General features: G+C 67.5%; 25 protein-coding genes. 7 read left to right on the forward strand and 18 right to left on the reverse strand.

Annotated features, from left to right (window positions below; all coding sequences use genetic code 11):
• Positions 1 to 15 precede the first annotated feature (15 nt).
• A complete protein-coding gene (locus KBW95_RS09010) occupies positions 16 to 747 on the reverse strand; it encodes a hypothetical protein (RefSeq protein ID WP_211524028.1) in 732 nt (243 codons plus the stop codon).
• Between the two features lie 6 nt (positions 748 to 753).
• Positions 754 to 3,411, reverse strand: a complete 2,658-nt coding sequence (gene pepN, locus KBW95_RS09015) for an aminopeptidase N (protein WP_373888778.1) — start codon at positions 3,409 to 3,411, stop codon at positions 754 to 756.
• Between the two features lie 221 nt (positions 3,412 to 3,632).
• Between pepN and KBW95_RS09020 the strand changes: the two genes are divergently transcribed.
• Positions 3,633 to 4,598, forward strand: a complete 966-nt coding sequence (locus KBW95_RS09020; RefSeq protein WP_211528040.1) for a hypothetical protein — start codon at positions 3,633 to 3,635, stop codon at positions 4,596 to 4,598.
• Positions 4,599 to 4,662: 64 nt separating this feature from the next.
• Here the strand turns inward: KBW95_RS09020 and KBW95_RS09025 are convergent, their stop codons facing one another.
• The 3 genes from KBW95_RS09025 to KBW95_RS09035 all read right to left on the reverse strand — a co-directional run bounded on the left by KBW95_RS09025 (position 4,663) and on the right by KBW95_RS09035 (position 7,116).
• A complete protein-coding gene (locus KBW95_RS09025; protein ID WP_211524030.1) occupies positions 4,663 to 5,715 on the reverse strand; it encodes an alkene reductase in 1,053 nt (350 codons plus the stop codon).
• A gap of 9 nt (positions 5,716 to 5,724) precedes the next feature.
• Positions 5,725 to 6,021: a helix-turn-helix transcriptional regulator gene (locus KBW95_RS09030; protein ID WP_211524031.1), complete on the reverse strand. Its 297-nt coding sequence runs from the start codon at positions 6,019 to 6,021 to the stop codon at positions 5,725 to 5,727.
• Positions 6,022 to 6,150: 129 nt separating this feature from the next.
• Positions 6,151 to 7,116, reverse strand: a complete 966-nt coding sequence (locus KBW95_RS09035; RefSeq protein WP_211524032.1) for a succinylglutamate desuccinylase/aspartoacylase family protein — start codon at positions 7,114 to 7,116, stop codon at positions 6,151 to 6,153.
• Positions 7,117 to 7,236: 120 nt separating this feature from the next.
• Between KBW95_RS09035 and KBW95_RS09040 the strand changes: the two genes are divergently transcribed.
• Positions 7,237 to 8,373 (forward strand): acyltransferase, encoded by a 1,137-nt coding sequence (locus KBW95_RS09040; RefSeq protein WP_211524033.1) that lies wholly within the window; start codon positions 7,237 to 7,239, stop codon positions 8,371 to 8,373.
• Between the two features lie 3 nt (positions 8,374 to 8,376).
• Here the strand turns inward: KBW95_RS09040 and KBW95_RS09045 are convergent, their stop codons facing one another.
• The 4 genes from KBW95_RS09045 to KBW95_RS09060 all read right to left on the reverse strand — a co-directional run bounded on the left by KBW95_RS09045 (position 8,377) and on the right by KBW95_RS09060 (position 10,787).
• A complete protein-coding gene (locus KBW95_RS09045; RefSeq protein WP_211524034.1) occupies positions 8,377 to 8,664 on the reverse strand; it encodes a hypothetical protein in 288 nt (95 codons plus the stop codon).
• A 6-nt stretch (positions 8,665 to 8,670) separates the two neighbouring features.
• Positions 8,671 to 9,141 (reverse strand): hypothetical protein, encoded by a 471-nt coding sequence (locus KBW95_RS09050; RefSeq protein WP_211524035.1) that lies wholly within the window; start codon positions 9,139 to 9,141, stop codon positions 8,671 to 8,673.
• Positions 9,142 to 9,249: 108 nt separating this feature from the next.
• On the reverse strand, positions 9,250 to 10,131 hold the full coding sequence (locus tag KBW95_RS09055) for a pirin family protein (protein ID WP_211524036.1): 882 nt from the start codon (positions 10,129 to 10,131) through the stop codon (positions 9,250 to 9,252).
• A 59-nt stretch (positions 10,132 to 10,190) separates the two neighbouring features.
• Complete coding sequence (locus tag KBW95_RS09060) at positions 10,191 to 10,787, reverse strand: FMN-dependent NADH-azoreductase (protein WP_211524037.1); 597 nt, start codon at positions 10,785 to 10,787, stop codon at positions 10,191 to 10,193.
• A 112-nt stretch (positions 10,788 to 10,899) separates the two neighbouring features.
• On the opposite strand from KBW95_RS09060, the gene KBW95_RS09065 reads away from it, so the two are divergent.
• On the forward strand, positions 10,900 to 11,841 hold the full coding sequence (locus KBW95_RS09065) for a LysR family transcriptional regulator (RefSeq protein ID WP_211524038.1): 942 nt from the start codon (positions 10,900 to 10,902) through the stop codon (positions 11,839 to 11,841).
• Between the two features lie 4 nt (positions 11,842 to 11,845).
• On the opposite strand, the gene asd is transcribed toward KBW95_RS09065, so the two are convergent.
• Complete coding sequence (gene asd / locus KBW95_RS09070; RefSeq protein ID WP_211524039.1) at positions 11,846 to 12,664, reverse strand: archaetidylserine decarboxylase; 819 nt, start codon at positions 12,662 to 12,664, stop codon at positions 11,846 to 11,848.
• Between the two features lie 339 nt (positions 12,665 to 13,003).
• Between asd and KBW95_RS09075 the strand changes: the two genes are divergently transcribed.
• Positions 13,004 to 15,178 (forward strand): TonB-dependent siderophore receptor, encoded by a 2,175-nt coding sequence (locus KBW95_RS09075; protein WP_211528041.1) that lies wholly within the window; start codon positions 13,004 to 13,006, stop codon positions 15,176 to 15,178.
• Positions 15,179 to 15,182: 4 nt separating this feature from the next.
• Here KBW95_RS09075 and KBW95_RS09080 read toward each other — a convergent pair whose 3' ends face one another.
• The 4 genes from KBW95_RS09080 to KBW95_RS09095 are packed head-to-tail and all read right to left on the reverse strand — an operon-like array spanning position 15,183 to position 18,637.
• Positions 15,183 to 16,025 (reverse strand): EamA family transporter, encoded by an 843-nt coding sequence (locus KBW95_RS09080; RefSeq protein ID WP_211524041.1) that lies wholly within the window; start codon positions 16,023 to 16,025, stop codon positions 15,183 to 15,185.
• Complete coding sequence (locus KBW95_RS09085) at positions 16,025 to 17,257, reverse strand: MFS transporter (RefSeq protein WP_211524042.1); 1,233 nt, start codon at positions 17,255 to 17,257, stop codon at positions 16,025 to 16,027. The genes KBW95_RS09080 and KBW95_RS09085 overlap by 1 nt, the downstream gene beginning before the upstream one ends.
• A 52-nt stretch (positions 17,258 to 17,309) precedes the next feature.
• A complete protein-coding gene (locus KBW95_RS09090) occupies positions 17,310 to 17,975 on the reverse strand; it encodes an HD domain-containing protein (protein ID WP_211524043.1) in 666 nt (221 codons plus the stop codon).
• Positions 17,972 to 18,637, reverse strand: coding sequence for a ribonuclease HI family protein (locus tag KBW95_RS09095; protein WP_211524044.1), 666 nt, complete (start codon positions 18,635 to 18,637; stop codon positions 17,972 to 17,974). Before KBW95_RS09095 ends, KBW95_RS09090 begins: the two co-directional genes overlap by 4 nt.
• A 103-nt stretch (positions 18,638 to 18,740) precedes the next feature.
• On the opposite strand from KBW95_RS09095, the gene KBW95_RS09100 reads away from it, so the two are divergent.
• Positions 18,741 to 20,666 carry a S9 family peptidase gene (locus KBW95_RS09100; protein ID WP_211524045.1) on the forward strand — a complete coding sequence of 642 codons (1,926 nt, stop codon included), beginning with the start codon at positions 18,741 to 18,743 and terminating at the stop codon, positions 20,664 to 20,666.
• A gap of 70 nt (positions 20,667 to 20,736) precedes the next feature.
• Here the strand turns inward: KBW95_RS09100 and KBW95_RS09105 are convergent, their stop codons facing one another.
• Positions 20,737 to 21,351 (reverse strand): YXWGXW repeat-containing protein, encoded by a 615-nt coding sequence (locus KBW95_RS09105; protein WP_211524046.1) that lies wholly within the window; start codon positions 21,349 to 21,351, stop codon positions 20,737 to 20,739.
• Between the two features lie 274 nt (positions 21,352 to 21,625).
• Between KBW95_RS09105 and KBW95_RS09110 the strand changes: the two genes are divergently transcribed.
• Together KBW95_RS09110 and KBW95_RS09115 are read left to right on the forward strand one after the other, a co-directional pair.
• A complete protein-coding gene (locus KBW95_RS09110; RefSeq protein ID WP_211528042.1) occupies positions 21,626 to 21,985 on the forward strand; it encodes a hypothetical protein in 360 nt (119 codons plus the stop codon).
• Positions 21,986 to 22,028: 43 nt separating this feature from the next.
• A complete protein-coding gene (locus KBW95_RS09115; protein WP_211528043.1) occupies positions 22,029 to 22,238 on the forward strand; it encodes a hypothetical protein in 210 nt (69 codons plus the stop codon).
• A 38-nt stretch (positions 22,239 to 22,276) separates the two neighbouring features.
• Here KBW95_RS09115 and KBW95_RS09120 read toward each other — a convergent pair whose 3' ends face one another.
• Genes KBW95_RS09120 through KBW95_RS09130 form a run of 3 tightly spaced genes read right to left on the reverse strand, consistent with a single transcriptional unit; the run spans position 22,277 to position 23,638 of the window.
• Entirely contained in the window at positions 22,277 to 22,780 is a 504-nt protein-coding gene (locus KBW95_RS09120; RefSeq protein WP_211528044.1) for a DUF2514 family protein, read from the reverse strand.
• Positions 22,777 to 23,253: a glycoside hydrolase family 104 protein gene (locus tag KBW95_RS09125; protein WP_211528045.1), complete on the reverse strand. Its 477-nt coding sequence runs from the start codon at positions 23,251 to 23,253 to the stop codon at positions 22,777 to 22,779. Before KBW95_RS09125 ends, KBW95_RS09120 begins: the two co-directional genes overlap by 4 nt.
• 1 nt (position 23,254) lies before the next feature.
• Complete coding sequence (locus KBW95_RS09130) at positions 23,255 to 23,638, reverse strand: hypothetical protein (protein WP_211528046.1); 384 nt, start codon at positions 23,636 to 23,638, stop codon at positions 23,255 to 23,257.
• Positions 23,639 to 23,651: the final 13 nt, after the last annotated feature.

The raw sequence follows: 23,651 nt of genomic DNA on the forward strand, positions 1-23,651 counted from the left end.
TGGCCGCAAGCGCGGCTAGTCGCGCTTGAACTGGGCGTACTTGGGGCAGGGGATCAGTCCCGCCGATCCTTCGCCGCCGCCGGTGTCGAACTGCACGGCCCCGCCGCGGTCACGCACGTAGTCGAGAGCGCTGGGTGTCGGACGCACGCTGCCGCCGGTACGGCAATAGACCTTGCTGCCGCGACGGAAACGGTAGATGGTGACGCCATCCGGCGTGGTGTAGGACTCACTGGCCAGAGTTCGCGAGCTGTCCTTGTGCGCCGATTCGAGACGTTCAGCGAAGCGCTGCCAGCGCGAGTCCGTGGGCGCCAGCGGCGCCGGCTTGCCGCCGCGCAGTTCGTGGTCGGCCGGACCGGCCTGGCGGTGCGCCTGCGCAGCCGCGCCGTCGGCGGGCGGCTGGGCATCCCTGCGTTCGGCGAGCGGGTCGTCGTAGGGTTCGGGAAAACTGCTTGCGGGCGGCTGCTGGATGGGAATGGATTGGGCGGGCGCATCGTCCCGCGCCGGCGCCGATCGCGGCGCAGCCGCTCGCGTGTCAGGGGCGCGCGCCGGCACTGGGCGGGGAGTCGCCGGCTGCGGCGGACGCAGCACCTGCACCAGGGTCAGCACGCGCTCGAAGGAATTGTCGGCCTCCAGCCGGGGCTTGGCGCCCGTGAGCCAGAGCCAGGCCAGCAGCAGGTGCGCGCCGAGCGTGACCGCAAGCGGCCAGCCGGGCGCGCGCCGTGGCATCAAGCCTTCGTGCGCGCGCATGCCGCCTTAGGACTTGGGCGCGGTCATCGCCTTCTTGATGGCGACGCAGCGCTGGTCTTCCTGCAGCGTGTCGAGCAGCGAGCGGCGGGTGAAGGCCGACAGGTCCTTCATCTGGTTCGCCGCGCGCTGCAGGCGCTGCACGCTCTCCGGAGTGCAGCTGGCCGGGATCATGCTGGTCGCGTAGGAACGCATGAAGACCGGGCCGGCCGCCTTGTCCAGCGCCGGCAGGCTCGCCAGGCGCTTGGCGGCGGTCTGCTCGCTCAGCTTGCCCTGTTCCGCCGGGTAGATGGTGTGCATGGCGGTGCGCACGCGCGAGAACGGCAGCTTGGTCTTCAGGTCCTCGATCGTGGCCAGCCACTCGGCCTTGGACCTGGCGTCCGGACGGCTGGCGGCCGCCGCCACGGCGGCGCCCTGGCCGGTGTCGGACTTGTCGCGCGCCTGCTCGGCTTCCACCAGCGCGCCGGCGCCCTGGTAGTTGTAGCGGTTCAGGCGGCCGATGATGGCCCAGCGCTGGTCCTGGTTGATCTGCAGGCCCTCGGCGGCGGTCTTGCCGTCCAGGAGACCGGCCAGGCGCGCCAGCGCCCCGTCGCTGCTGGCCACGCCCAGGTAGGTGCTGAACCAGCGGCGCTGGAAGTTGTCGTTGCCCTTGTGGGCGACGACGCCGTTCCAGGCCATGTCTTCCAGCGCCTTGGTGGTCTGCTTCGCGTAGGCGTTATTCAGGTTCATGGCGTCGAGGTAGTGCTTCGACTGGACGATCTTGCCCACCATGTCGCCGAGCAGGGTGTAGTCCTGCTCTTGCGGCGCGTTGTTCAGGGCCACCTTGATGAATTCGTTCAGCGGCAGCCTGGCGTCGCGCACGCCGTCCCACAGGCTTTGCCACAGCATGGCGCGCAGCAGCGGATCGTCGACCTTGGCCAGGCTGGATCGCGCGGTCTCGAAGGAGCGCTTGTCCAGCTGGACCTTGGCGAAGCCCCAGTCCTGGTAGTTCGGGTAAACCAGGTCCGGGCAGGCGGCGCCGTTCAGGGCCGGCACGGCGGTGCGGGCGCCCTTGTAGGTGACCGGTTCGTTCTTGACCAGCGAGAGCTTGCCGCCGTCCAGCTTGAAGGTGGCGACCTGCACGCGCTGCTCGCGCAGGGTCGGCAGCTCCTTGCTCGGCGCGCTCTGGCCCAGGGCGAAGCTGGCGATCTTGCCGCCGGTGCAGGCGTACGAGGCTTCGATGGTGTTCACGCCCGGCTGGTACAACCATTCCCTGGTCCAGCCGCTCAGGTCGCGGCCGGCGGCCTCGCCCAGGCTGCCGATGAAGTCCTGCAGGGTCGCGTTGCGCCACTGGTACTTGACCAGGTAGTTGTGCACGCCCTTGCGGAAGGTCTCTTCGCCCAGCAGGTGGCGCAGCTGCTTCAGGGTCGAGGCGCCCTTCGAATAGGTGATCGCGTCGATGTTGTCGAAGGCGTTGGCCGAGGACGGCACCGGCACTTCGATCGGGTGGGTGGTGACCTTCTGGTCCTGCACGTAGGCGGCCTGCTTGCCGCCCTGGTAGAAGGCCTGCCAGGCGTCCTTGAACTCGGTGGCTTCGGCGGTGGCCAGGGTGCCCATGAAGGAGGCGAAGCTCTCGTTCAGCCACAGGCCGTTCCACCACTTCATGGTGACCAGGTCGCCGAACCACTGGTGGGCCATCTCGTGCATGATCACCGCGGCCAGGCGCTGCTTCTGCTCGGCCGTCATGGCGGCCTTGTACATGAAGCCCGCTTCGGCGAAGGTGATCGCGCCGGCGTTTTCCATGGCGCCGTACAGGAAGTCCGGCACCAGCAGCTGGTCGTATTTTTCGAACTGGTAGGGGATGCCGAAGTACTCGTCGAAGAAGTCCAGGCCGGCCTTGGTGTAGCGGAACCAGTCTTGCGGGGTCACCTGCGAGGCCACCGACTGGCGCGCGAACAGGCGCATCGGGTAGCGGGCGCTGTTGTCTTCCCAGACCTTGTAGGGGCCGGCGTGCAGCGAGAAGTTATACGGGCTGAGCTTCTTGGTGGTCTTGAAGGTCCAGCGCTTGCCGGCGCCCGCATCGGCGACGGCGGTCTCGCGCGTGGTGGTGACCACGGTCCAGTCGCTCGGGGCGGTCACGGTGACGCTGTAGGTGGCCTTCAGGTCTGGCTGGTCGAACACCGCGAACATCTGGTGCGCGGCGGCCGGCTCGAAGTGCGAGTAGGTGTAGACACGGCCATCGACCGGGTCGACCATGCGGTGCAGGCCTTCGCCGTTGGTGCTGTGCAGGCGCTCGTAGGCGACGGTGACGGTGTTGCGGCCCTGGACCAGGTCCTGCGGCTCGATGGTGATGAACCAGTTGTTGTAGCGCGCCTGGACCGGCTTGCCGTTCACGGTGACCGACTTGACGGTGGCCTTGTCCAGGTCGAGGGTCAGGGCCGAACCGGTATCCTTCAGGTCGAAGGTGGCGGTGGTGGTGCCGGCGAAGCTTTCCTTGCCGGTCAGCGTGAAGTCCAGCACGTAGTCGACATTCGACACGCGCGCCGAGCGGGCGGCGGCGTCTTCCTGCGACAGGTAGGCGTTTTCGGCGCGGGTGGCGGCGGGGGCGGCGGACGCGGAAGCGGCGGCGCCGAAGACGAAGGCGGATGCGATGGCCAGGGCCATCACCCGACGTGCTGGAAAGTTCACGGTGACTCCTCTCTCTTGGAAGCGCACCGATGCGGGCGGCATCGGTGCGCAAAATAATAATCGCGCAAGAATAGCACGCACTCGGGGTCATTTACACCACATACATATCGCTTTGTAGGACGTACGTACGGAGCCCGGCGCTCCCCGGCGTCGACAAATTCACGACAATCCCGGCGCGCCGCCGTCCTAGAATGCCGTTTTCTTCACTCCAGACCACCATCATGCGCGCATTCCGCCTGGCTTCCAGCATCCTCGCTTCCCTCATGTTTGCCGGCGCCGCCCGCGCGGCCGAGGCCCCGCCGGCGCCCGGCGTGCGCGTGATCGACCTCGCCAGCGGCTTCCTCGAGGCTTACGAGCGCAATGCCGCCACTTCGGCGCCGGCCTTCGTGGAAGATTTCAAGGCCAGCGTGGCGGCGCGCTTCCCGGAGTTCTACGGCATCGAGCGCTACCAGGGCAAGCGCACCCAGGCCGAGCGCGACAAGCAGATCGCCGCGGCCTACGAGGCCTTCCCGGCGCTGCGCGAAGCCTACCGCAAGAAGGTGGAGCGCTTCACGAGGGACTTGCCGCTGTACACGGCCAGTTTCCAGAAGGCCTTCCCGGACTACCGGCCAAAGGGCGACCTGTACTTCGTGCATTCGCTGGGCGAGATGGACGGCGGCACGCGCACCATCAAGGGCCGCACTTATTTCATCTTCGGGGCCGACATGATGACCAGGATCCACGGCGACGGCGACGAAGCGGGCTTCTTCCATCACGAGCTGTTCCATGACTATCACTCGACCGGCTGCGCGGAGGAGCGGGTGTGGACCTCGCTGTGGCAGGAAGGGCTGGCCACCTATGTGTCCAGGACCATGAACCCCTCGGCCAGCAACGCCGAGCTGCTGCTCGACTTCCCGCGCAACCTGGTGAGCGATACCGAGCGCCAGCTCGACCGCGCCTTCGAGCACCTGGCGGCCAACCTCGAGTCGAAGGACGAGGCGGTCTACGCCGGCCTGTTCATGGGGAAGGGCGACGACACCGGCCTGCCGGCGCGCCGCGGCTACTACCTGGGCTACCTGGTGGCGCGCGAGGCCGGCAAGACGCGCGACCTGCAGGCGCTCGCCAAGCTGCAGTGCGCGGACGTGCGCACGGTGGTCTACGAGGCGGTCGAACGGCTGCGCGCCAGGCCGGTAGTGGCCTCGCACTGAAGGGGCGCCACAAAGAAAACGGGCCGGCGCCCTTGAGGACGCCGGCCCGCTGCGAGCTTGCAGCTTAGAGCGCCGGGTAGTCGGTATAGCCTTCCGCCGTCGGGTGGTAGAACAGTTCAGGCTTGGGAGCGTTCAGCGGCGCGCCGGACTTCAGGCGCTTCGGCAGGTCCGGATTGGCGATGAACCACACACCGAAGGCGACGGCGTCCGCCTCGCCCGAGGAAATCAGCTGCTCTGCACTTTCCTTGGTCAGCTTTTCGTTGGCGATGTAGACGCCGCCGAATTCCTTCTTGAGCAGCGGACGCAGGCTGTCCTCGCCGATCGCTTCGCGTGCGCAGATGAAGGCGATCTTGCGCTTGCCCAGTTCGCGCGCCACATAGCCGAAAGTGGCGGCGGGATCGGAATCGCCCATGTCGTGCGAATCGCGGCGCGGCGCCAGGTGCATGCCGACGCGGTCCGCGCCCCAGACTTCGATGCAGGCGTCGGTCACTTCCAGCATCAGGCGTGCGCGGTTTTCCACCGAGCCGCCGTACTGGTCGCTGCGCTGGTTGGTCGAGTCCTGCAGGAACTGGTCGAGCAGGTAGCCGTTGGCGCCGTGGATCTCGACGCCGTCGAAGCCGGCCTTCTTCGCGTTTTCCGCGCCCTTGCGGTAGGCGGCGACGATGGCCGGGATCTCGGCGGTGTCCAGCGCGCGCGGGGTGGCGTAGTCGCGCTTCGGACGCACCAGGCTCACGTGGCCCTTGGGCTGGATCGCCGACGGGGCGACGGGCAGGGCGCCGTCCAGGAACACCGGGTCCGAGATGCGGCCCACGTGCCACAGCTGCAGGAAGATGCGGCCGCCCGCCTTGTGCACGGCGTCGGTGACCAGCTTCCAGCCTTGCACCTGCTCGTCGGACCAGATGCCCGGGGTATCGGCATAGCCCACGCCCATCGGCGTGACGGCGGTGGCTTCGGACAGGATCAGGCCGGCCGACGCGCGCTGCACGTAGTACTCCGCCATCAGCGCGTTCGGCACGCGGCCGCCGCCCACGGCGCGCGAGCGGGTCAGCGGCGCCATCACGATGCGGTTCGGCAGCTCCAGGGCGCCCACTTTGATCGGGTCAAACATATTCGTCATTCGGTACTCCTACAGTCCGTCATTCAGTTGGGCGAGGAAGGCCTGGATGACCTCCTCGTTGCGTTGGTAGAAGACCCATTGGGCGACGCGCCGCGTGCTGACCAGTCCCGCGCGCTGCAGGGTCGCCAGGTGCGCCGAGACCGTCGATTGCGACAGGCCGGTGCGCTGGTCGATCAGCTTGCAGCACACGCCGAAGTCGAGGGGATGTTCCTGCTCGGCGAAGTGCTGCTGCGGGTCCTTCAGCATCTGCAGGATCTGGCGCCGCACCGGATTGGCCAGCGCCTTGTGGATCGCGTCGATGTCCATGAGCTCTACCTATATCGGATTTTTACGATCCGAATATCGTCATATTACGATATTCGCGAAATGCGTGCAGGGACCGCCTCGATTTCGGCGCGGCAAGATGCCGGCCTGAGCGGCCTTATTAGTTGCCGCTCATTTTCCAAACTGCGGGTTCGGGCGGGTCAGGTAGTACCACTCCTTGTTGGCCAGCGCCTTCGCATCCGGGAACAGGATGCGGCCGCTGAATTCCGCCACCACCGGCGTGCCGTCCGCGCGTACGCCGATCTGGTCGCCCTCGGTCAGCGGGTCGAAGCTGGCCCACTGGCGGGTGAAATGGTCGCCGTCGTTCAATTTGTCGTGCACCACCACCATCGACAGCGCTTCGATTTCTTCATACGGCGCCGGCTGCGGTTCCGGCGCGTCGATCAGCTTGTGGAAGGCCAGGGTGTTCATGATGGCCTGGTAGGCCACTTCCGGCGCCTGCGGATCGGCGTGCTGGCCGCACTCCAGGGTCAGCGCGTAGCCGCCGGTGCTGCGCATGTATTCCGTGGTGCCGACGCCGTAGCGCAGCACGGTCTTGAGCTCGTCGGCGTCGCGCGAGCGGCGCTGCACGCCGGCGCCGTAGGTCGCCAGCCAGCCGTCGACGAAGCGGCGCACGCCCAGCCGCAGCGCCCAGGCACGCTCCATCTCCGCATGCCGGAAGGGCTGCAGCGCGCCGTCGTTGTTCTCGGGCCCCACCATCACGAAGGGCTGGCCCGGCGCGTTGAAGGAGTGCAGGTCGAGCAGCACGTCGTGCTGGGCGAGCAGGGGGCACAGCCAGTTGCCGACGTGGTCTTCGAAGTCTTGCGGGTCGTCCTTCGGGAACAGGTCGCGGTTCAGGTTGCGGTCGCCGTTGCGCTCGCCCTTGGCGTAGGCCAGCGGGTTGACGATCGGGACGAAGGTCACGCTGCCGGCGCTGATGTGCAGTTTGCCGCTGTCGATTTCCTCCATCACGCGCTGGATCGCCTTGGTGCCGCATACTTCATTGCCATGGGTGGCGCCCATGATGATCAGGCGCGGGCCGGGGGCGATGGCCGTATAGTTGACGGATTTGAACTGAAACTGGCGTGAGGAAGTCATTGCTGGAAGTTCCGGAGGAAAAAGGGTGCCAGTATTCTATAGGACAATGCGGGAGGAATGCTGGCGCCGGCAAGGACGGCGTGGCATGATCCCCAACTTTCCTTTCTTGAATTGGCCGGCATGAGCAGCGCCCGCATCCACGGACTCGATACCCTGCGCGCGATCGCGGTCACCCTCGTCGTGCTGCACCATTACGTGCTGTTCGTGACCGACCGGCCGACCTTCGGCTGGGTGGGCCAGATCGGCTGGGCGGGCGTGGACCTGTTCTTCGCGCTGTCGGGCTACCTGATCGGCAACCAGATCTTCAAGGCGGTGCGCAGCAGCGAAGGCCTGTCGCTGCCGCGCTTCTATGCGCGCCGCCTGCTGCGCACCCTGCCGAATTACTGGTTCGTGCTGGCGCTGTACTTCCTGTGGCCGGCCTTCCGCGGCGAGGCGCCGCTGCTGCCGCTGTGGAAGTACCTGAGCTTCATCCAGAACCACCACCTGGAGCCGGGCAGCGCGTTCTCGCATTCCTGGTCGCTGGCGATCGAGGAGCAGTTCTACATGCTGCTGCCGGCGCTGGCGCTGCTCGGCGCGGCCTTCGGGCGCTCCCTGCGCCTGGCCTGGTTCGCCATCGCGCTGGCCTTCGGGGCAGGCGTGCTCACCCGCGCCTGGCTGTGGCAGGACGTCGTGGAAGGCGAGCGCTACTGGATGCACCATTATTACAAGTACATCTATTACTCGAGCTTCTGCCGCTTCGACGAGCTGCTGGCGGGCGTCTCGGTCGCGCTGTTGAGGAATTATCATCCGCAGGCGTGGGGACGCCTGACCCGGCATGGCAACCTGCTCGGCCTGGCGGGACTAGCGGTGACCGGGATCGCGTTCTGGTGGTTCCTGGCCGATCATTATGGCCAGGGGCCGACGGTGTTCGGCTTCCCGCTGCTGGCGCTGGGTTTCTCGCTGCTGATCGTGGCGGCCGTGTCGCCCGGTTCGCTGCTGTGCGCCTTGCGGGTGCCGGGCGCCGGCGCCGTGGCGCTGTGGTCCTACGCCATCTACCTGCTGCACAAGCAGGTGTGCGTGATGGGCGCGGCCTGGCTCGCGCGGCATGGCGTGCATGCGGAGTCGCCAACGGCCATCGCCGCGCTGCTCGCCTTGTCGGTGCTGACCGGCTGGCTGCTGTACCGCCTCGTCGAGTCGCCGTTCATGGCGCTGCGCGAGCGCTACGTGCCGGACAACGCGGCGCGCCGTGGCGCCGGAGACGCCATGACGCACGCATAGTGCTTAGAACGGCGGTTCCGTCTCCAGGATTGGAGGCGTGTCGAGGTCGATTCGTTCGAGGACCAGATCCGCCAGATCCAGCTCGGCCAGCAGCGCATCGGTCTCGAAGGTGGCATAGGCGCGCGCATTGCTCACCTTGGCCGAGACCAGCATGATCGGCAGGGCGGGGTAATGGGGCACCAGGCGCGCCAGCAGCACGTCGCCCACGCCGGGGCGCACATAACTGGGATGCGGGAAGGCGACCACCAGGCGGATGCCGCGCACGATGGTGATCGCGGTCGACATCTTCATGCGGGCTCAGTGCTGGGCTTCGATCACGCCGAAGGCGGCCGGCGCATCGGCCAGGTAGGCCAGCACCGCATGCGCCTGGACCAGCGGATCGAATTCGGCATTGGCCGCCATGGCCGCGCGCAGGCCGGGGACGATCTCCGGAGTATGCGGGCTGCGGTAGGCGTCCATCAGCAAGCGCGCCAGGTCCGTCGGCGCATCCGAGCGGCGCAGGCGCGCTTCGATGATCGCCAGCAGCGCGCGCTGCATGCGCGGGGTCGGGTTGTGGATGTGGGCGAACACCCAGGGCGTATTCGCAATCGCCGCGCAGATCGCGGTTTCCATCTGGTCGGCGCTCAGGTCCGAGGCGATGTCGAAATAGGCCTTGTTCCAGCGCGTGCGCGCGTAGGCATGGCCGGGCGGGAAGGCGTCGGCCGTTTCCAGGCCCAGGGCCCGGCTCGCACGCGAGAGCAGCGAGGAGAGGGTGTCTAGCAGCGGCATGGCGGGAAGGTGAACGGATGCTTCATCCCGGCAGTGTAGCGCAAGCCCGGCGGACGCGCATGCAAAAAGGGCCGCCCTTGCGGGCGGCCCTCGAAGGTCAAGCTTGCGTCAGGCGAAACGGCCGTTGCGGAAGTCTTCGACCGCCTGGTACAGCTCGTCCTGCGTGTTCATCACGAACGGTCCGTACTGGGCGATCGGCTCGTTCAGCGGGCGGCCGGCCAGCACCAGCAGGCGGCTGGGCTCGACTGCCTTGATGCGCACCCCGTCGGCGCCCGCCGCGTTGTCGAGGATCGCCATGCGCCCCGAGGCCACGCCCTTGCCATCGACCACGGCTTCGCCGCGGAACACGTAGACGAAGGCGTTGTGGCCGGCCGGGATCGGCTGCTCCACCGTGACGCCGGCCGGGATCTCGAGGTCGAGATACAGCGGCTGGGTGGCATCGCGCTGGACCGCGCCATCCACGCCATGGGTGCTGCCGGCGATCACCTGCACCGTCACACCGCCTTCCAGCGTGAAGCGCGGGACTTCCTCGGCCGGGATGTCGCGGTACCAGGGATCGGTCATCTTGTCCTTGGCCGGCAGGTTCAGCCACAGCTGGAAGCCTTCCATCAGGCCTTCGTTCTGCTCCGGCATCTCCGAGTGGGCCACGCCGCGGCCGGCGGTCATCCACTGCACGCCGCCATCCGTGATCAGGCCTTCGTTGCCGCCGCTGTCGCGGTGGCGCATCCGGCCTTTCAGCATATAGGTCACGGTTTCGAAGCCGCGGTGCGGATGCTCGGGGAAGCCGGCGATGTAGTCGCCCGGCTTGTCGCTGCCGAAGGCATCGAGCATCAGGAAGGGATCGAGGCGGCGCTGCAGCGGACCGGTCAGGACGCGGTTGATCTTCACGCCCGCGCCGTCCATCACGAACTGGCCGTTGATGATCCGCTCGACGCCGCGCGTCTTGCCGACCGGGGTTGCCCGTACGATTTCCTGAGTTTGCTGGGTCATGCTGTTCTCCTGTCCAGTTGATGTCGCTGTTCGCTTCGCCGCCCCGATGGCGGCGAAGATTATGCCAGGGCCGCTACGATGGCTTCGTTGGCCGCCGCCTGCCCCTTGCTCACTGCTTCCGGGCCCATCGCCATGCCCGACGAGTAGATGAAGGTGTGGTCGGTCAGGCCCAGGAAGTTCAGCAGTGCGCGCATTTGCGGCACTTGCGGGTCGGCTTCCGCCGGGTAGACGCCGCCGCGCGAGGTGGCCACGTAGACCTTCTTGTTCTTCAGCAGGCCTTCGGGACCGGTCTCGGTGTAGCGGAAGGTCACGCCGGCACGGGCGATGGCGTCGAACCAGCCCTTCAGCTGCACCGGCATGCTGAAGTTGTACATCGGGGCGCCGAGCACGATCACGTCGGCGGCCTGGGCTTCGGCGATCAGGGCGTCATCCAGGGCCACGCGGGCGGCCTGCTCGACGGTGCGCTTGTCGACCGGGGTGAACAGGGCGCCGACGGCTGCGCCGTCCAGCAGCGGGTGCGGGTTGGCGCCGAAGTCGCGGCGGGTGACGGTCGCGCCCGGATTGGCCGCCAGCAGCTTCTCGACGATCTGGTTGGTGACGCGGGTCGATTCCGAATCGTTGCCACGGACGCTGGAGGTGATGTGCAGGATGTTCATGGTGTTGTCCCTTCGTTTCCAAGAAATGTTTTCGATGGACACATCGTATCAATCCCAAAACCGATGCGGAAGACGGTAGAATGGATAACATTATCCTACTGGTGGAACAATCATGGACGTGGAACCGAACGACTTGCTGCTCTTTGCCCGCATTGTCGAGGCAGGCAGCTTCAGCCGCGCGGCAGAGCGCGTGGACTTGCCCAAGTCCACCGTCTCGCGCCGTCTGGCGCTGCTGGAAGACCGCCTCGGCGAGCGCCTGCTGCAGCGGACCACGCGCAGGCTGGTGGTGACGGAATTCGGCGCCATCCTGCTCGAACACGCGCGCCGCGTCGCGGACGAGGTGGAGGCGGCCGGCGCCCTGGCCCAGCACCGCCAGCTCGAGCCGAGCGGCAAGCTGCGCATCTCGGCCCCGCCGGACTTCGCCAACGCCGGCCTGAACGAGGTGGTGGCGCGCTTCCTGGCGCGCTATCCGATGGTGACCCTGGAGATGGACTTGTCGCCGCGCCGGGTCGACCTGGTGGCCGAGAACTTCGACATCGCGATCCGCATGGGCGACCTGCCGGACGACGCCACCCTGAGCGCGCGCCCGATCACCCTGGAGCGCCTGGCCCTGTACGCGTCGCCGGGCTACCTGGCCCGGCACGGCATACCCGAGCATCCGGACGACCTCCTGACTCACGACGTGCTGTGCATCCTGAGCCGCTACGGCGGTTCGGTGCCCTGGGTCCTCACGCGCGGCAAGGTGCGCTGGGAGCGCGCGCTGCCGGCGCGGGCCACGGCCAATTCACCCGACCTGCTGGCACGGATCGCGGCGCGCGGCGCGGGCATCGCGATCAGCTCGGAGCTGTTCGCCGAGCCCTACCTGCATGCGGGGGAACTGGTGCGGGTGCTGCCGGAATGGGAGATGCCGACCGCGAACGGCTGGGCGGTGTTCCCGAGCCGGAAGCTGATGCCCGCCAAGACGCGGGCTTTCCTGGAAATGATCGGCGTGATGTGCCGCGAAGCGGGCCACGACCCCTTCATGCAGCCGTCCGGGCCGGGCGCCCAGGCGTGACGACCTAAGCGCGCGGACGGTCGCCCATCGACTCGCCCAGGCGCACCGGCCGTTCTGGCGACCAGTCGGCGTTGAAGGCGATCGACCCGCGGCGGAACAGCATCACCACCGTGGAGCCGAGCAGGAAGCGGCCCATTTCCTCGCCTTTCCTGAGCACGACCTGCTGGTCCTCGTACTTCCATTCGAAGATGCGCGGCATGCGCGGCGGATTCACGATGCCGTGCCAGACCGTGGCCATGCTGCCCACGATGGTGGCGCCGACCAGGGTCATCACGAAGGGGCCGTGTTCCTCGGACTCGAACACGCACACCACGCGCTCGTTGCGCGCGAACAGGCCCGGCACGCCGCGCGCCGTGGTCGGGTTCACCGAGAACAGCTTGCCCGGCACATAGATCATGCGCGTCAGGCGGCCGTCGCAAGGCATGTGGATGCGGTGGTAATCCTTGGGGCTCAGGTAGAGGTTGGCGAAGTGGCCGTGCTGGAAGTGCGCGGCCAGCTGCTCGTCGCCGCCGACCAGTTCCGCCGTCGTGAACTTGTGGCCCTTGGCCTGGAAGATGTGGTGGTCGTCGACGTCGCCGAACTGGCTGATCGCGCCGTCCACCGGGCAGACGAAGTCGGCCACCGCCAGCGGACGCGCGCCCTCGCGCAGCGGACGGGTGAAGAAGTCATTGAAGCTGGTGTAGCTGCCGATGTCCGGATTGGCCGCCTCGTCCATGTTCACGCCGTACTTGCCCACGAACCAACGGATCAGGCTGGTGGTCATGGCGCCGCCCTTGGCGCCGGCGACACGGCCCGCGAAATTGGTCAGCGCCTGCTTCGGCATAACGTACTGGGGCAAGACTTTTATACGGGACACGGTGACGGGCCTCTCTGAATAAACGATCGCGCATTATAGCGGGGATGCTCAGCGGAAAGTCCAATTCCTGCACCGCCATGGGCGGAGTGTACCGCAGCTACCGGCAGAGGGAAACGCGCGCCACGGTTGCAGACGGGGAGCGCAAGCGACGGATGAGTTACAGGATGAGGTCGCTGAACCTTGGGCTTCCAGTGTATGGCAGTGGGGACTTCCATCCGATAGCATTGGAAAGTTCCGTTTACATGTTTACATTGTACTCATGTGTGGCATATATTGTTTCCACATTAATAGGGAGACGAGAAACTCATGCCGCACATTCACCCTGCACACCGGATCTCAAGCTTCGCGCTGGCCGCCTCGCTAGCCAGTTCGGGCTATGCCCAGGACTCGGCCGCACCTGGCCAGGACGTGGCACGCGTCGAGGTCAAAGGCGCCGGCTACGACGCCCGCCGCGACGACACCGCCGCCCGCATCGTGGTCGGGCGCGAGGAGATCGCGCGCTACGGCGACACCAACGTGGCCGATATCTTCAAGCGGATCCCCGGCGTCACCGTGACCACCGGCGCAGGGCGCAGCACGCAAGTCAGGATGCGCGGCCTGGGCGACGGCTACACCCAGATCCTGGTGAATGGCGAACGCACCCCGGCCGGCTTCGCGCTCGACTCGCTCTCGCCCGAGATGATCGAGCGCATCGAGGTGCTGCGCGTCGCCACCGCCGAGTTTTCCGCCGAGTCGGTGGCGGGCACGATCAACATCGTGCTGCGCAAGCGGGCGAGCAAGCGCCAGCGCGAGGCCAAGCTGGGCTACCTGCTGAGCAGCGACTTCCGTGGTCCGACCTTCAGCACCCAGCTGGGGGACCGTGGCGACAAGTCGTCCTGGTCGTTCTCGGCCGGCGGCAACCACGACAGCCTGTCGCGCGAGTGGGGCGGCAGCGAGGAAAACATCCGCCCCGACGGCCTGACCGACATGCGCCGTGTCACCCACGCCATCGAGCGCGGCCGCATGAACCGGCTGAACCTGGGCCCGCGCTTCAACTGGACTCTCGACAACGGCGACACCATCGGCTGGGAAACCCTGTTCAACAGCAGCAGCTTCCGCAACAACGCCCATGTGGTGGTGAGCACCCTGGCCGGCCGGCCGCCGCAGACGCCCGACCTGCGCGTCTTCGGCGAATTCGACGACCGGCTGCTGAAGTCGGACCTGCAGTGGACCCGCAGCCTGGAGTCCGGCCTGAAGCTCGACGTCAAATTCGGTGCCGAATGGTCCTCGCGCAAGATGCATGTGCGGCGTTCCGGCCTGGACGCCGGCGGCATGCCCGAGACCGAGGGCAGCACGCTGTCCGACACCCACACCCGGGGCGCCAACTCGACCGGCAAGCTGGCCAGGCCGGTGGACGGCGGCCACCTGTTCGCGCTGGGCTGGGACCTGCGCTTCAACGAGAGCTCGGACATTCGCGCCGAGCGCGACCGGGTGCGGGTGTTCGCGCCGGGCCAGCTGCTCGACGAGGACTTCGGCGCGAACGTCGGCCGCGCCGCGTTCTACGCGCAGGACGAATGGACCATCAACCCGCGCTGGTCGGCCTATCTCGGCGCCCGCTGGGAAGGGGTGCGCACGCGCGCGTCCGGCAATGCGGTCGAACCGGTGCGGGTGACATCCAGCGTCCTGAGCCCGGTCCTGCAGACCCTGTACAAGCTTCCCGGCCATGACGGCAAGGAGGGCGACCAGCTGCGCCTGGCCGTGAGCCGCACCTACAAGGCGCCCGAATTGGACAGCATCGTGCCGCGCCGCTCGGCCTGGGAGAACAACAGCGCCACCGAGGCCGATTTCGTCGGCAATCCGGACCTCAAGCCGGAACTTGCCTGGGGACTCGATGCGGCCTGGGAGCATTACTGGGCCGAGGGGGCGATGGTGTCGGTGAGCGGCGCGCTGCGGCGGATCGAGGACTATGTCAGCAACCGTATCTACTTCAACGGCGTCCACTGGATCTTCACGCCCGTGAACGACGACCGTGCGAGCATGCGCAGCCTCGAGATCGAGACCAAGTTCCCGCTCACGTCGCTGTTCGCGGATGCGCCGGCGATCGACCTGCGCGCCAGCGTCAGCCGCAACTGGTCGCGCGTCGCCTCGGTGCCGGGTCCGGACAACCGCATGGAGCAGCAGACGCCGCTGACCGCCAACCTCGGCGTCGACTACAAGTCGGGCGCGCTGGCGCTGGGGGCCAGCCTGGCGCACCGGCGCGGCGGCTTCGTGCGGGTCGCGGCAAACCGCGGCTTCTACCGGACCGCGCGGACCGACCTGGAAAGCTACGCCGCGTGGACCTTCACGCCCAAGGCCCAGCTGCGGGTGGCGCTGTCGAACCTGCTGGCCGAGGAGAACACCTTCGGGCCGACGTATGCCGACCCGGTCACGGGGCTGGAAAAGCGGCTCTGGAACTACCCGGACGCCGTCAAGATGCGCACCACGCTTGAGCTGAAGTTCTGAGGACTCAGGCCAGGCGCACGGCGACCGCGCCCAGTGCGATCAGACCGGCGCCCGCCAGCCGCGATGGCAAGGGGCGCTCGCGCAGGACCAGCATGGCGATCGCCACGGCGAACACGATGGAGGTTTCGCGTACCGCCGCGACCACCGCCACCGGCGCGAAGGTCATGGCCCACAGCGCGATGCCGTAGGAGGCGGTGGTCGCCGCGCCGCCCGCCAGCGCCAGGCCGGGGTGGCGCAGCAGGTAGCGCGGCAGCTCGGCGCCCATGCGGCCCCAGGCCAGCGCCGAGCTGGCGGCGCCGGTGAGCATGAAGATCCACGCGGTATACGCGGCCGGCGCGCCGGAGCGCCGTACCCCGAAGCCGTCGACCAGGGTGCAGGCCGCGATCATGGCGGCCGTCGAGAGGGCCAGCAGGGTGAGCCTGCCGCTGCCGGCGGAGCCGGTGCGCGAGCCGGCGTACACCGCCGCGCCGCCGGCGCAGATCAGGCCGATGGCCAGCCATTGGGCCGCATGCAGGGTCTCGGCGCCGAGCAGGCTGCCGCACAAGGCCACCATCACCGGCGCGCTGCCCCGCATGAGCGGATAGGCGTGGCTGATGTCGGCGCTGCGGTAAGTGGCGGCGAGCATCGCGTAATAGAGCGCGTGCAGGACCGCGGACGCCGCGATGAAGGGCCAGCTGGCCGGGGCGGGTGCGGGCAGGAAGGGCAGCAGCGCCGCGCCGATCACGCCGGCGCCGATGGTGACGGCCGCGGCTGCATGCACGCCCGCGCCGCGCAGCTTGAGCATGGCGTTCCAGGCCGCGTGCAGGAAGGCGGCGAACAGGACGGCCGCCAGGATCGTGCTGTCCATCAGGCGTGGCGGTGGGTGCGGAAGTAATGGCGGGCCACGACGATGGCGACGATCTGCATCGCCGCGCACAGGAAGAAGCTGCCGCCGATGCGCCAGTCCGAGGCCGGCAAGTGGCTGGCGGCGCCGAGGATCGCAGTGCCGATCAGGGGCGTGACGATGACGCCCAGGCTGCTGATCGATTGCAGGGATCCCATCAGTTCGCCCTGGCGCTCCGGCGCCGTCGCCTTCGAGACGATGCCCTGCAGGGCGGGACCCGCGGCGAAGGCGAGCAGGTTGCAGAGGATGAAGACGTACATCATCCACCCTTGGGTCGCCAGGCCGTAGAGCATATAGGTGACCGCGCCGGAACTGATGCCCAGCAGGGCCAGCCGCATTTCGCCGAAGCGGCGGATCAGCACCGCCAGCAGGCCGGCCTGGACCACTGCCGAGGCGAGGCCCACGCAGAACATGGCGATGCCGTTGTCGCGCGGGGTCCAGTCGAAGCGGAAGGTGGTGTACAGCACCCAGGTGGAATGCAGCATCATCTGGGCGAAGCTCACCAGGGTGATGACGATCACGAGGCCACGGATCTCGCGCCGCCTGACCAGGCGCAGCAGGGCCGAGAACGGATTGAGGCGCGCCAGCTGCAGGGGCGCGCGCAGGCCGGGCGCCAGCGATTCCGGCACCACGAAGTACCCGTAGAGCAGGTTGGCGGCCGACAGCGCGGCGGCCACGTAGAAGGGCAGGTGCAGGCCCGCGTCGCCCAGCAGGCCGCCCAGCATGGGACCGCAGATGAAGCCCAGGCCGAAGGCGGCGCCGATTTTCCCGAAGCTGCGCGAACGGTTCTCGTGGGTCGAGATGTCGGACGCATAGGCCGAGGCCACCGACATGCTGGCCGAGGACATGCCGCCGACGATACGGCCCACGAACAGCCAGGCCAGGCTGGGCGCCCACGCGGTGATCAGGAAGTTCAGGCACATGCCCGCCATCGAATACAGCAGCACCGGGCGCCGCCCGACGCGGTCGCTCAGCGCCCCCAGCGCCGGCATGAACAGGAACTGCATCAGGCCGAACACGGTGGTGAGCGCCCCGAACCACAGCGCCTGCTGCTCCTTGCCCTCGACGAACTGCCCGACCAGCAGGGGCATGACCGGAACGATCAGGCCGATCCCGAGCATGTCGATGAAAATGCAGACCAGGATGAAATTCAGGTTGCCGGGAGCGGTCTTGGTTGGAGCGGTCGAGCGGGGCATGCACACCTCGGGCGGTTGGCGGACCGCCTATCTTAGCATCGAGGCAAGGGTGTCAGGCAGGGGGCTGGCCCAGCCACTCGGCTGCGAAGGCCGCGCGGAAGGATTCCAGGTAGGCCAGGCGCTCCTGGCCCAGCTTGCGCCCGCCCTCGGTCTGCATCTTGCCGGGCAGGGTGGCCAGCTTGACCGCGATGTGGTCGAGCGAATACGAACCGTCGTCGAGCGGACGGTCCCGCGCAAGAGGATCGCCTGGATGGGCCAGGGCGCTGCCCATCATGCCGGCGATGTAGAACATGCGCGCCAGGCCGACCGCGCCCAGGGCGTCCAGGCGGTCGGCATCCTGCACGATCCTGGCCTCGATGCTGTCGGCGGGGATGGCTGCGGAAAAGCTGTGGGCTTCGATCGCATGGGCCACCGCGTCCAGGCGTTCCGGCGGGAAGCCCATCCAGGCCAGCTGGTGGCGCGCCAGCTGGGCCGAGCGGCGCGAGGCCTGCGCCCGGTCCGGGTCGTTCTTGGGCAGGTTCACCAGGTCGTGCAGGTAGCAGGCGGCCAGCACCACCAGCGGATCGGCTTCCGGATGCTGCGGCAGCAAGGCCTGGGCGTTGCGCCAGACGCGGTCGAGGTGGTTGGCGTCGTGGGCGCCGTCCTTGCCGGCGTGGGCGGCGGCCAGGGCGGCCAGCTTGGTGCGCCAGCCGGGCAGGTCTGCGGGGAGTTCGGTCATGCGGGGTGTTCCAGTGCGGTGAGGGGAAAAGCGGCCTGCGAGAGCGCGTCCGCGCGGGTGTTCTTGTGGCGCGGGATCCAGCGCAGGGTGGCGCCGGGCAGGCGCGCCAGCAGGGCGCGCGCCTGGCCGCGGTAGTGCGCCAGGGACGGCGCCGCCGCCAGGTCCGGGCCGTTGACGTCGTCGACCACCACCTGGCTGTCGCCATGGATGGCCAGGCCGGCCGCGCCTTGCAGGACGGCCGCTTGCAGCACGGCGATCAGGGCGCGGTATTCGGCTTCGCTGCTGTTGCCGTAGCCGGCATCCTGCGACAGTTCGATGCGCTGGCCGCCGGGGCCTTCGAGGATGGCGCCGATGCCGCAGCGCCCCGGGTTGGGACGCGCCGAGCCGTCGAACCAGGCTTGCCAGAGGGCCTGGCCGGGGACCCCGCGGCGCGAGCGGGCGGCCTGGGCGCCGGCCTGGCGCACGGCGGCGCGCTGCTCGGCATGGACGCGCAAGGACTGGCGCTGGGCCAGCAGGTGCTCGAGACCGGCGGCGCCGGCGCGCAGGCTCAAGGTGGCGCGCAGGGCCGCTTCGAGCGGCATGCCGCTGCGTTCGGCGAGCTGGCGGCTGGCGGCGAGTTCGGTCTTGTAGGCGGCTGCCTGCAGCGTGGCGAGGTCGATCATGGGCGAAGCATAACCGGTTTCTCCGGGGTTGACACATGTTAAGGGTTTTGCAAGACTGCAAGCGTCATCTCGACCATTGTGACCACCTTCCACAGGAGCCTTCATGTCCCCATCCCGTCATGCCGTCCGCTGTGCCCTGTTCGCCTTGTTTGCATCCGCCGCACTCGCGCCCGCTTACGGCGCCGCCCCAGCCAAGGTCCCTGCCGCGAAAGCCGCAGCCAAGGCACCGAAGCGCTACACGATCGAGCAGTTCATGGCGACGACCTCGGTGACCGGCGCCTCCTTCAGCAAGGACGAGAAGCAGATCCTGTTCAGCAGCAACGAGTCGGGCATCTTCAACGTGTACACGATGCCGGTGGGCGGCGGCGCGCCGCGCGCCCTGACCAAGTCGACCACCGACAGCACCTACGCGGTCGGCTACTTCTACAACGACGACCGCATCCTGTTCACCCGCGACCAGGGCGGCAACGAACGCAACCACCTGTTCGTGCGCGAACTCGACGGCGCCGAGCGCGACCTGACGCCGGGCGAGAAGCACCGCGCCTCCTTCGCCGGCTGGGTGCCGGACGGCAGCGGCTTCTATGTCGTCACCAACGAGCGCGACCCGAAGTTCTTCGACCTCTACCTGTACGACGCGAAGAGCTATGCGCGCAAGATGGTGTACCGCAACGAGAGCGGCATGAGCATCTCGGCGGTGAGCCGCGACGGCAACTGGGTGGCGCTCGACAAGTCCAATACCACCTCGGACAGCGATGTCTACGTGGTCGACCTGCGGACCGGCGCCACCAAGCATATTACGCCGCACAAGGAGCCGGCCGGCCATTCGGCGGCCAGCTTCGATCCGGACTCGAAGCGCCTGCTGTTCACCAGTAACGCCGAGGGCGAATTCTCGCGCATCATGGCCTACGACCTGCAAAGCGGCGCGGTGTCGGAAGTGGAGAAGGCGGACTGGGACCTGCTCGATACGCGTTATTCGCGTAACGGCCGCCACCGCGTGAGCGTAGTCAACCGCGACGGCAGCATCGACGTGCGTGTCTATGACGGCGACACCAGGCCGGTCTCCCTGCCCAAGCTGCCGGGCGGCGAGATCCGCCAGGTGACTTTCTCCGAGAGCGGCAAGCGCATGGCTTTCTACCTGAACGGCGACCGCTCGCCCAGCAACTTGTACGTGCATGACTTCGGGACCGGCAAGACCACCCAGCTCACGCGCAGCCTGAGCAAGGAGATCGACCCGAACGACCTGGTGGAAGCCGAAGTGGTGCGCTTCCGCTCCTTCGACGGCACCGTGATCCCGTCGATCTACTACAAGCCGAAAGGCGCCTCGCCGAACGCCAAGGTGCCGGCCGTGGTGCTGGTGCACGGCGGACCGGGCGGCCAGACCATGCGCGGCTACAGCGCCCAGGTCCAGTACCTGGTCAACCACGGCTACGCGGTCCTGGGCATCAACAACCGCGGCAGCTCCGGCTACGGCAAGACCTTCTTCCGCGCCGACGACCGCAAGCACGGCCTGGAGCCGCTGTGGGACTGCGTCGAAGCCAAGACCTGGCTCGCCAGCCAGGGCTATATCGATCCGGAGCGCATCGCCATCATGGGCGGCAGCTACGGCGGCTACATGACCCTGTCGGCGCTGGCCTTCCGGCCGGAAGCGTTCAAGGTCGGCATCGACATCTTCGGCGTCTCGAACTGGATCCGCACCCTCGAGAGCATTCCGCCGTACTGGGAAGCCCAGCGCAAGGCGCTGTACGACGAGATCGGCGACCCGGTGAAGGACAAGGACTTCCTGACCGCCACCTCGCCGCTGTTCCACGCCGATAAGATCCGCAAGCCGCTGCTGGTGATCCAGGGCGCCAACGACCCGCGCGTGATCAAGCCCGAGAGCGACGAGATCGTCGAGGCGGTGCGCAAGAACCAGGTGCCGGTGGAGTACATCGTGTTCCCGGACGAAGGCCATGGCTTCTCGAAGAAGAAGAACCAGGCCGAGGCCAGCGCCAAGATCCTGGCCTTCCTCGACAAATACCTGAAGCAGTAAGCCTGTTCGCTGCAAAAACGACAATGCCGCCCGGTCGCCCGGGCGGCATTGTCGTATTCAGCGGTCGTAATCAGTTACGGTAAGGGTTGTCCGGCCGCTGGTCGTGGCGGTTGCGGACGCCGTCGCCATCGCGGTCGCGGTCGTACTCGTTGCGCACGCCGTCGTTGTCGAGGTCGCGGTCGTAGCGGTTCGGCACGCCGTCGCGGTCGGTGTCGCGGCCGCGGTAGCGTTCGCGCTCGTAGCGGTCGGGGATGCCGTCGCGGTCGCGGTCGTAGCGCGGACGGTCGTAGCCGTAGTAGCCCTGGCCGGCGTAGGCCGGTGCGTAGCCGCGGCGCTCGAAGCGGTCAGGCACGCCGTCGCGGTCGCGGTCCGGGCCGTACGGGGTCCAGCGCGCCGGTTCCAGGTACCAGCCGCCGCGGCGCTGGTGCCAGCTCGGCGGGGCGTAGGCGTAGCCCGGACGGGCGGCGATGTAGCGGCCTGGCACCCAGTCGTGGCGATGGCCGCGCCATTCCCAGTAACCCGGCGCCCAGACATAGCCGTGACGCGGGCCGGGGATGCGTTCGTAGATCGGCGCCGGTGGCGCCGAGCCGATCACCACTTCGAAGTGGGTCTGCGCCATCGCGGGCAGCGGGGCAGTGGCGGCGCCGAGGGCGATCAGGGCGGCAAGGGCGAGGGTGGATTTCATGTTCGGTCTCCAGATCCAAAAGCGGATGACTAAATATAGCGCTCCGGAATGAGGAAATGGGCCTTTAAAACAGATGCTTACAACTGAAACACATCCGGCGAGGGATGTTTTCATAGACAAATCAACGGCTTATGGATGATTTAACAACGCACGAATACCCACAATTTCCAACAAATTCCACGCAATAATCAAACACTTACAACAGCGTTTTAGTAAAAAATCGAGGTCCACTGGCATAATGGCGAGCCTTGAAAGTGCCACCGGAAGCAGTCCCATGTTCATCAAACGCCAGCAGCATCCGTCCATCGAATTCATCCCCGAGGAGGGGCAGTCCGAGCCGGCCCTGGTTCACTACTTCAGCGACCGGGGCGACCCGTTCAAGTCGGTGTTGCCGCTGCTGACCGCAGGCGCCGGCCAGGACGACGAGCGCGTGTTCATGGTTGAGTCGCCGCTCAGCGAGATAGTCGACTGGACGATCGACCTGAACCGCCATCCGGATTTCCGGGACCGGGCCGTGGTGGATGAGAGGCACCGGGCGTTCTTCGAAGCGGTGAAGGCGTCGCTCAGCCAGGCGATTGCAAAGATTGACCGGATCCAGTTTGCCCGCCTGGATGACGACGACGAGCGCGGTTGAGCTGGATCAAGCCTGGCCGGCTGGCGCGCGGCATGCTTGAGAGATGAAACCGCGAACCGACCGCCTGACCGCCGCGCACGTCGACCTGGCCGTGAGCCTCGCCGCCGTGCACGGCATTGCGGTCGGCGCGCGTGAGCTATGCGAACGGGGTGTCGCACTCGAGCTGGCCCGACGGGTGCTGCTCAGACCCAGCGCGCGCCGCGGGCGCCGGCGGCTCGACCTGGACCTCAGCGCCGGCCAGCCGCACCAGTAGCTCGCTGCCGCGCGCGGTCAGCACGTGGACCTCCAGGACTACTTCGCGCTCACGGCCCGGCATTCTTCGAATCGCTCGACGAGACGGTCGTAGCGCCGCACGAGTCCGCCAACGTCTGCGGCGAGGCCGAGAAGGTCTGCAGCAACCTCCGGCACAAGTTCCGCTCCTTGTCCGTCAGACGCAGGTCCGCCGGCAACGGGTCGATCACCGGACGCGGCGGCGACTGATACTGGCCCTGCGGGGCAGCGCAGGCGGTCAACGCCAGCGCGCACGCGGCGCTGAGCAGCTTCGAGGCGAGTTGCATGTTCCTGTTCCTTTCGATGTGCGGCAATATCCTGCGCGCGCAAACGGTTGCGCAGGTCGTTTTCTGTCTCGCGTGCGATGCGCTCGGCATCCTTGCGCGACTGTTCGCCATCGGCGACGGCCGCGTTATAGCCAGCTTCGTACTTCTGTCCGCCGTAGTGGATCACCCCCAGCGCGCCCAGCACCAGGAGCCCTGCCGAAACCACCAGGCCGGCAAGGATGGATTCGGCGCGCATCATGCGAGCACCCCGCCTTTCCGCAGATACACCGCCGCTAGGTCAGTCAGCTTGTTCTCGTGCTGCCCGTAGCCGGCGCCCGGCAGGCTGGCCCAGATGTTCTTCACCTTCTTGACCGCTTCAGCAAAGCGCCCCTGCTCGACCAGCCCGAGTGCGCGGCATTCGCGGATCTGCTGGATGGCGATCAGGTCTTGGGAAAGAGGAGAGAAGTCCTTCAGCCCCAGCTGATTGCGGTAAGCGTCGAAGTAGCGGGAGAGGAGCTGATAGCGCCCGGCAGCCGTCGACTTGATCTTCAGCTTCCCCAACGTCACCAGCTCGCGCGGGTGGTCCTTGTAGCAGTGGAACAGGTTGCCGCCGACGATCACGTCGTAGCCGTGATTCCGGGTCGGCTGCCGGCCGTTGTCGGTCCCCTCGCTGTGCGCGATCATGTCAAGGAAGGCTCGGACGTTCTGGTGGACGGTATCGATGGCGGCCATGTCATTTCCCCGCGTTGCGCACTTCGGCGACGATCTCGGCCAGGTCGGCATCCTTGCGCTTCTCCATGTACTTGAAGAAGGCCCGCACCAGCCCCCAGGCTGGCAGGCCGCAGGAGAAAACCAGGGCGAGCATGCCCACCATGCCGATAGGGTCGTGCGCCCATTCCTGAATGCCCAGGTAGCGAACCAGTGCGGCGCCGCCGCCGATCGAGCCGACGAGCGTGCACGCAAGGGCCACGCGCCATTCGTTCTCGTCCTTGGGCCGCGTCATGCTCATGACGACGAACGCGGCCAGCCCGGCGCCGATTGCGCCCATACCGGCCAGACCGCCGATGATCTTCCAGCCTGCTGCACCGGCGGCCGCGCCGGAAATTGGTTCGCTCATGTTATGGGCTTTC

It is taken from the genome of Massilia sp. ZL223, from assembly GCF_018119395.1.
Lineage (GTDB): Bacteria > Pseudomonadota > Gammaproteobacteria > Burkholderiales > Burkholderiaceae_D > Telluria.

Excerpts from the sequence above, each read along its gene's own strand:
- KBW95_RS09130 (WP_211528046.1), bottom strand. The coding sequence starts at position 23,638 with ATGAGCGAACCAATTTCCGGCGCGGCCGCCGGTGCAGCAGGCTGGAAG.
- KBW95_RS09050 (WP_211524035.1), bottom strand. The coding sequence starts at position 9,141 with ATGCCGCTGCTAGACACCCTCTCCTCGCTGCTCTCGCGTGCGAGCCGG.
- KBW95_RS09105 (WP_211524046.1), bottom strand. The coding sequence starts at position 21,351 with ATGAAATCCACCCTCGCCCTTGCCGCCCTGATCGCCCTCGGCGCCGCC.
- KBW95_RS09035 (WP_211524032.1), bottom strand. The coding sequence starts at position 7,116 with ATGACTTCCTCACGCCAGTTTCAGTTCAAATCCGTCAACTATACGGCC.
- KBW95_RS09120 (WP_211528044.1), bottom strand. The coding sequence starts at position 22,780 with ATGATGCGCGCCGAATCCATCCTTGCCGGCCTGGTGGTTTCGGCAGGG.
- KBW95_RS09085 (WP_211524042.1), bottom strand. The coding sequence starts at position 17,257 with ATGCCCCGCTCGACCGCTCCAACCAAGACCGCTCCCGGCAACCTGAAT.
- KBW95_RS09115 (WP_211528043.1), top strand. The coding sequence starts at position 22,029 with ATGAAACCGCGAACCGACCGCCTGACCGCCGCGCACGTCGACCTGGCC.
- KBW95_RS09045 (WP_211524034.1), bottom strand. The coding sequence starts at position 8,664 with ATGAAGATGTCGACCGCGATCACCATCGTGCGCGGCATCCGCCTGGTG.
- KBW95_RS09075 (WP_211528041.1), top strand. The coding sequence starts at position 13,004 with ATGCCGCACATTCACCCTGCACACCGGATCTCAAGCTTCGCGCTGGCC.
- KBW95_RS09025 (WP_211524030.1), bottom strand. The coding sequence starts at position 5,715 with ATGACGAATATGTTTGACCCGATCAAAGTGGGCGCCCTGGAGCTGCCG.
- KBW95_RS09100 (WP_211524045.1), top strand. The coding sequence starts at position 18,741 with ATGTCCCCATCCCGTCATGCCGTCCGCTGTGCCCTGTTCGCCTTGTTT.
- KBW95_RS09010 (WP_211524028.1), bottom strand. The coding sequence starts at position 747 with ATGCGCGCGCACGAAGGCTTGATGCCACGGCGCGCGCCCGGCTGGCCG.
- KBW95_RS09060 (WP_211524037.1), bottom strand. The coding sequence starts at position 10,787 with ATGAACATCCTGCACATCACCTCCAGCGTCCGTGGCAACGATTCGGAA.
- KBW95_RS09095 (WP_211524044.1), bottom strand. The coding sequence starts at position 18,637 with ATGATCGACCTCGCCACGCTGCAGGCAGCCGCCTACAAGACCGAACTC.
- KBW95_RS09030 (WP_211524031.1), bottom strand. The coding sequence starts at position 6,021 with ATGGACATCGACGCGATCCACAAGGCGCTGGCCAATCCGGTGCGGCGC.
- KBW95_RS09040 (WP_211524033.1), top strand. The coding sequence starts at position 7,237 with ATGAGCAGCGCCCGCATCCACGGACTCGATACCCTGCGCGCGATCGCG.
- KBW95_RS09020 (WP_211528040.1), top strand. The coding sequence starts at position 3,633 with ATGCGCGCATTCCGCCTGGCTTCCAGCATCCTCGCTTCCCTCATGTTT.
- KBW95_RS09065 (WP_211524038.1), top strand. The coding sequence starts at position 10,900 with ATGGACGTGGAACCGAACGACTTGCTGCTCTTTGCCCGCATTGTCGAG.
- asd (WP_211524039.1), bottom strand. The coding sequence starts at position 12,664 with ATGCCGAAGCAGGCGCTGACCAATTTCGCGGGCCGTGTCGCCGGCGCC.
- KBW95_RS09110 (WP_211528042.1), top strand. The coding sequence starts at position 21,626 with ATGTTCATCAAACGCCAGCAGCATCCGTCCATCGAATTCATCCCCGAG.
- KBW95_RS09090 (WP_211524043.1), bottom strand. The coding sequence starts at position 17,975 with ATGACCGAACTCCCCGCAGACCTGCCCGGCTGGCGCACCAAGCTGGCC.
- KBW95_RS09080 (WP_211524041.1), bottom strand. The coding sequence starts at position 16,025 with ATGGACAGCACGATCCTGGCGGCCGTCCTGTTCGCCGCCTTCCTGCAC.
- KBW95_RS09125 (WP_211528045.1), bottom strand. The coding sequence starts at position 23,253 with ATGGCCGCCATCGATACCGTCCACCAGAACGTCCGAGCCTTCCTTGAC.
- KBW95_RS09055 (WP_211524036.1), bottom strand. The coding sequence starts at position 10,131 with ATGACCCAGCAAACTCAGGAAATCGTACGGGCAACCCCGGTCGGCAAG.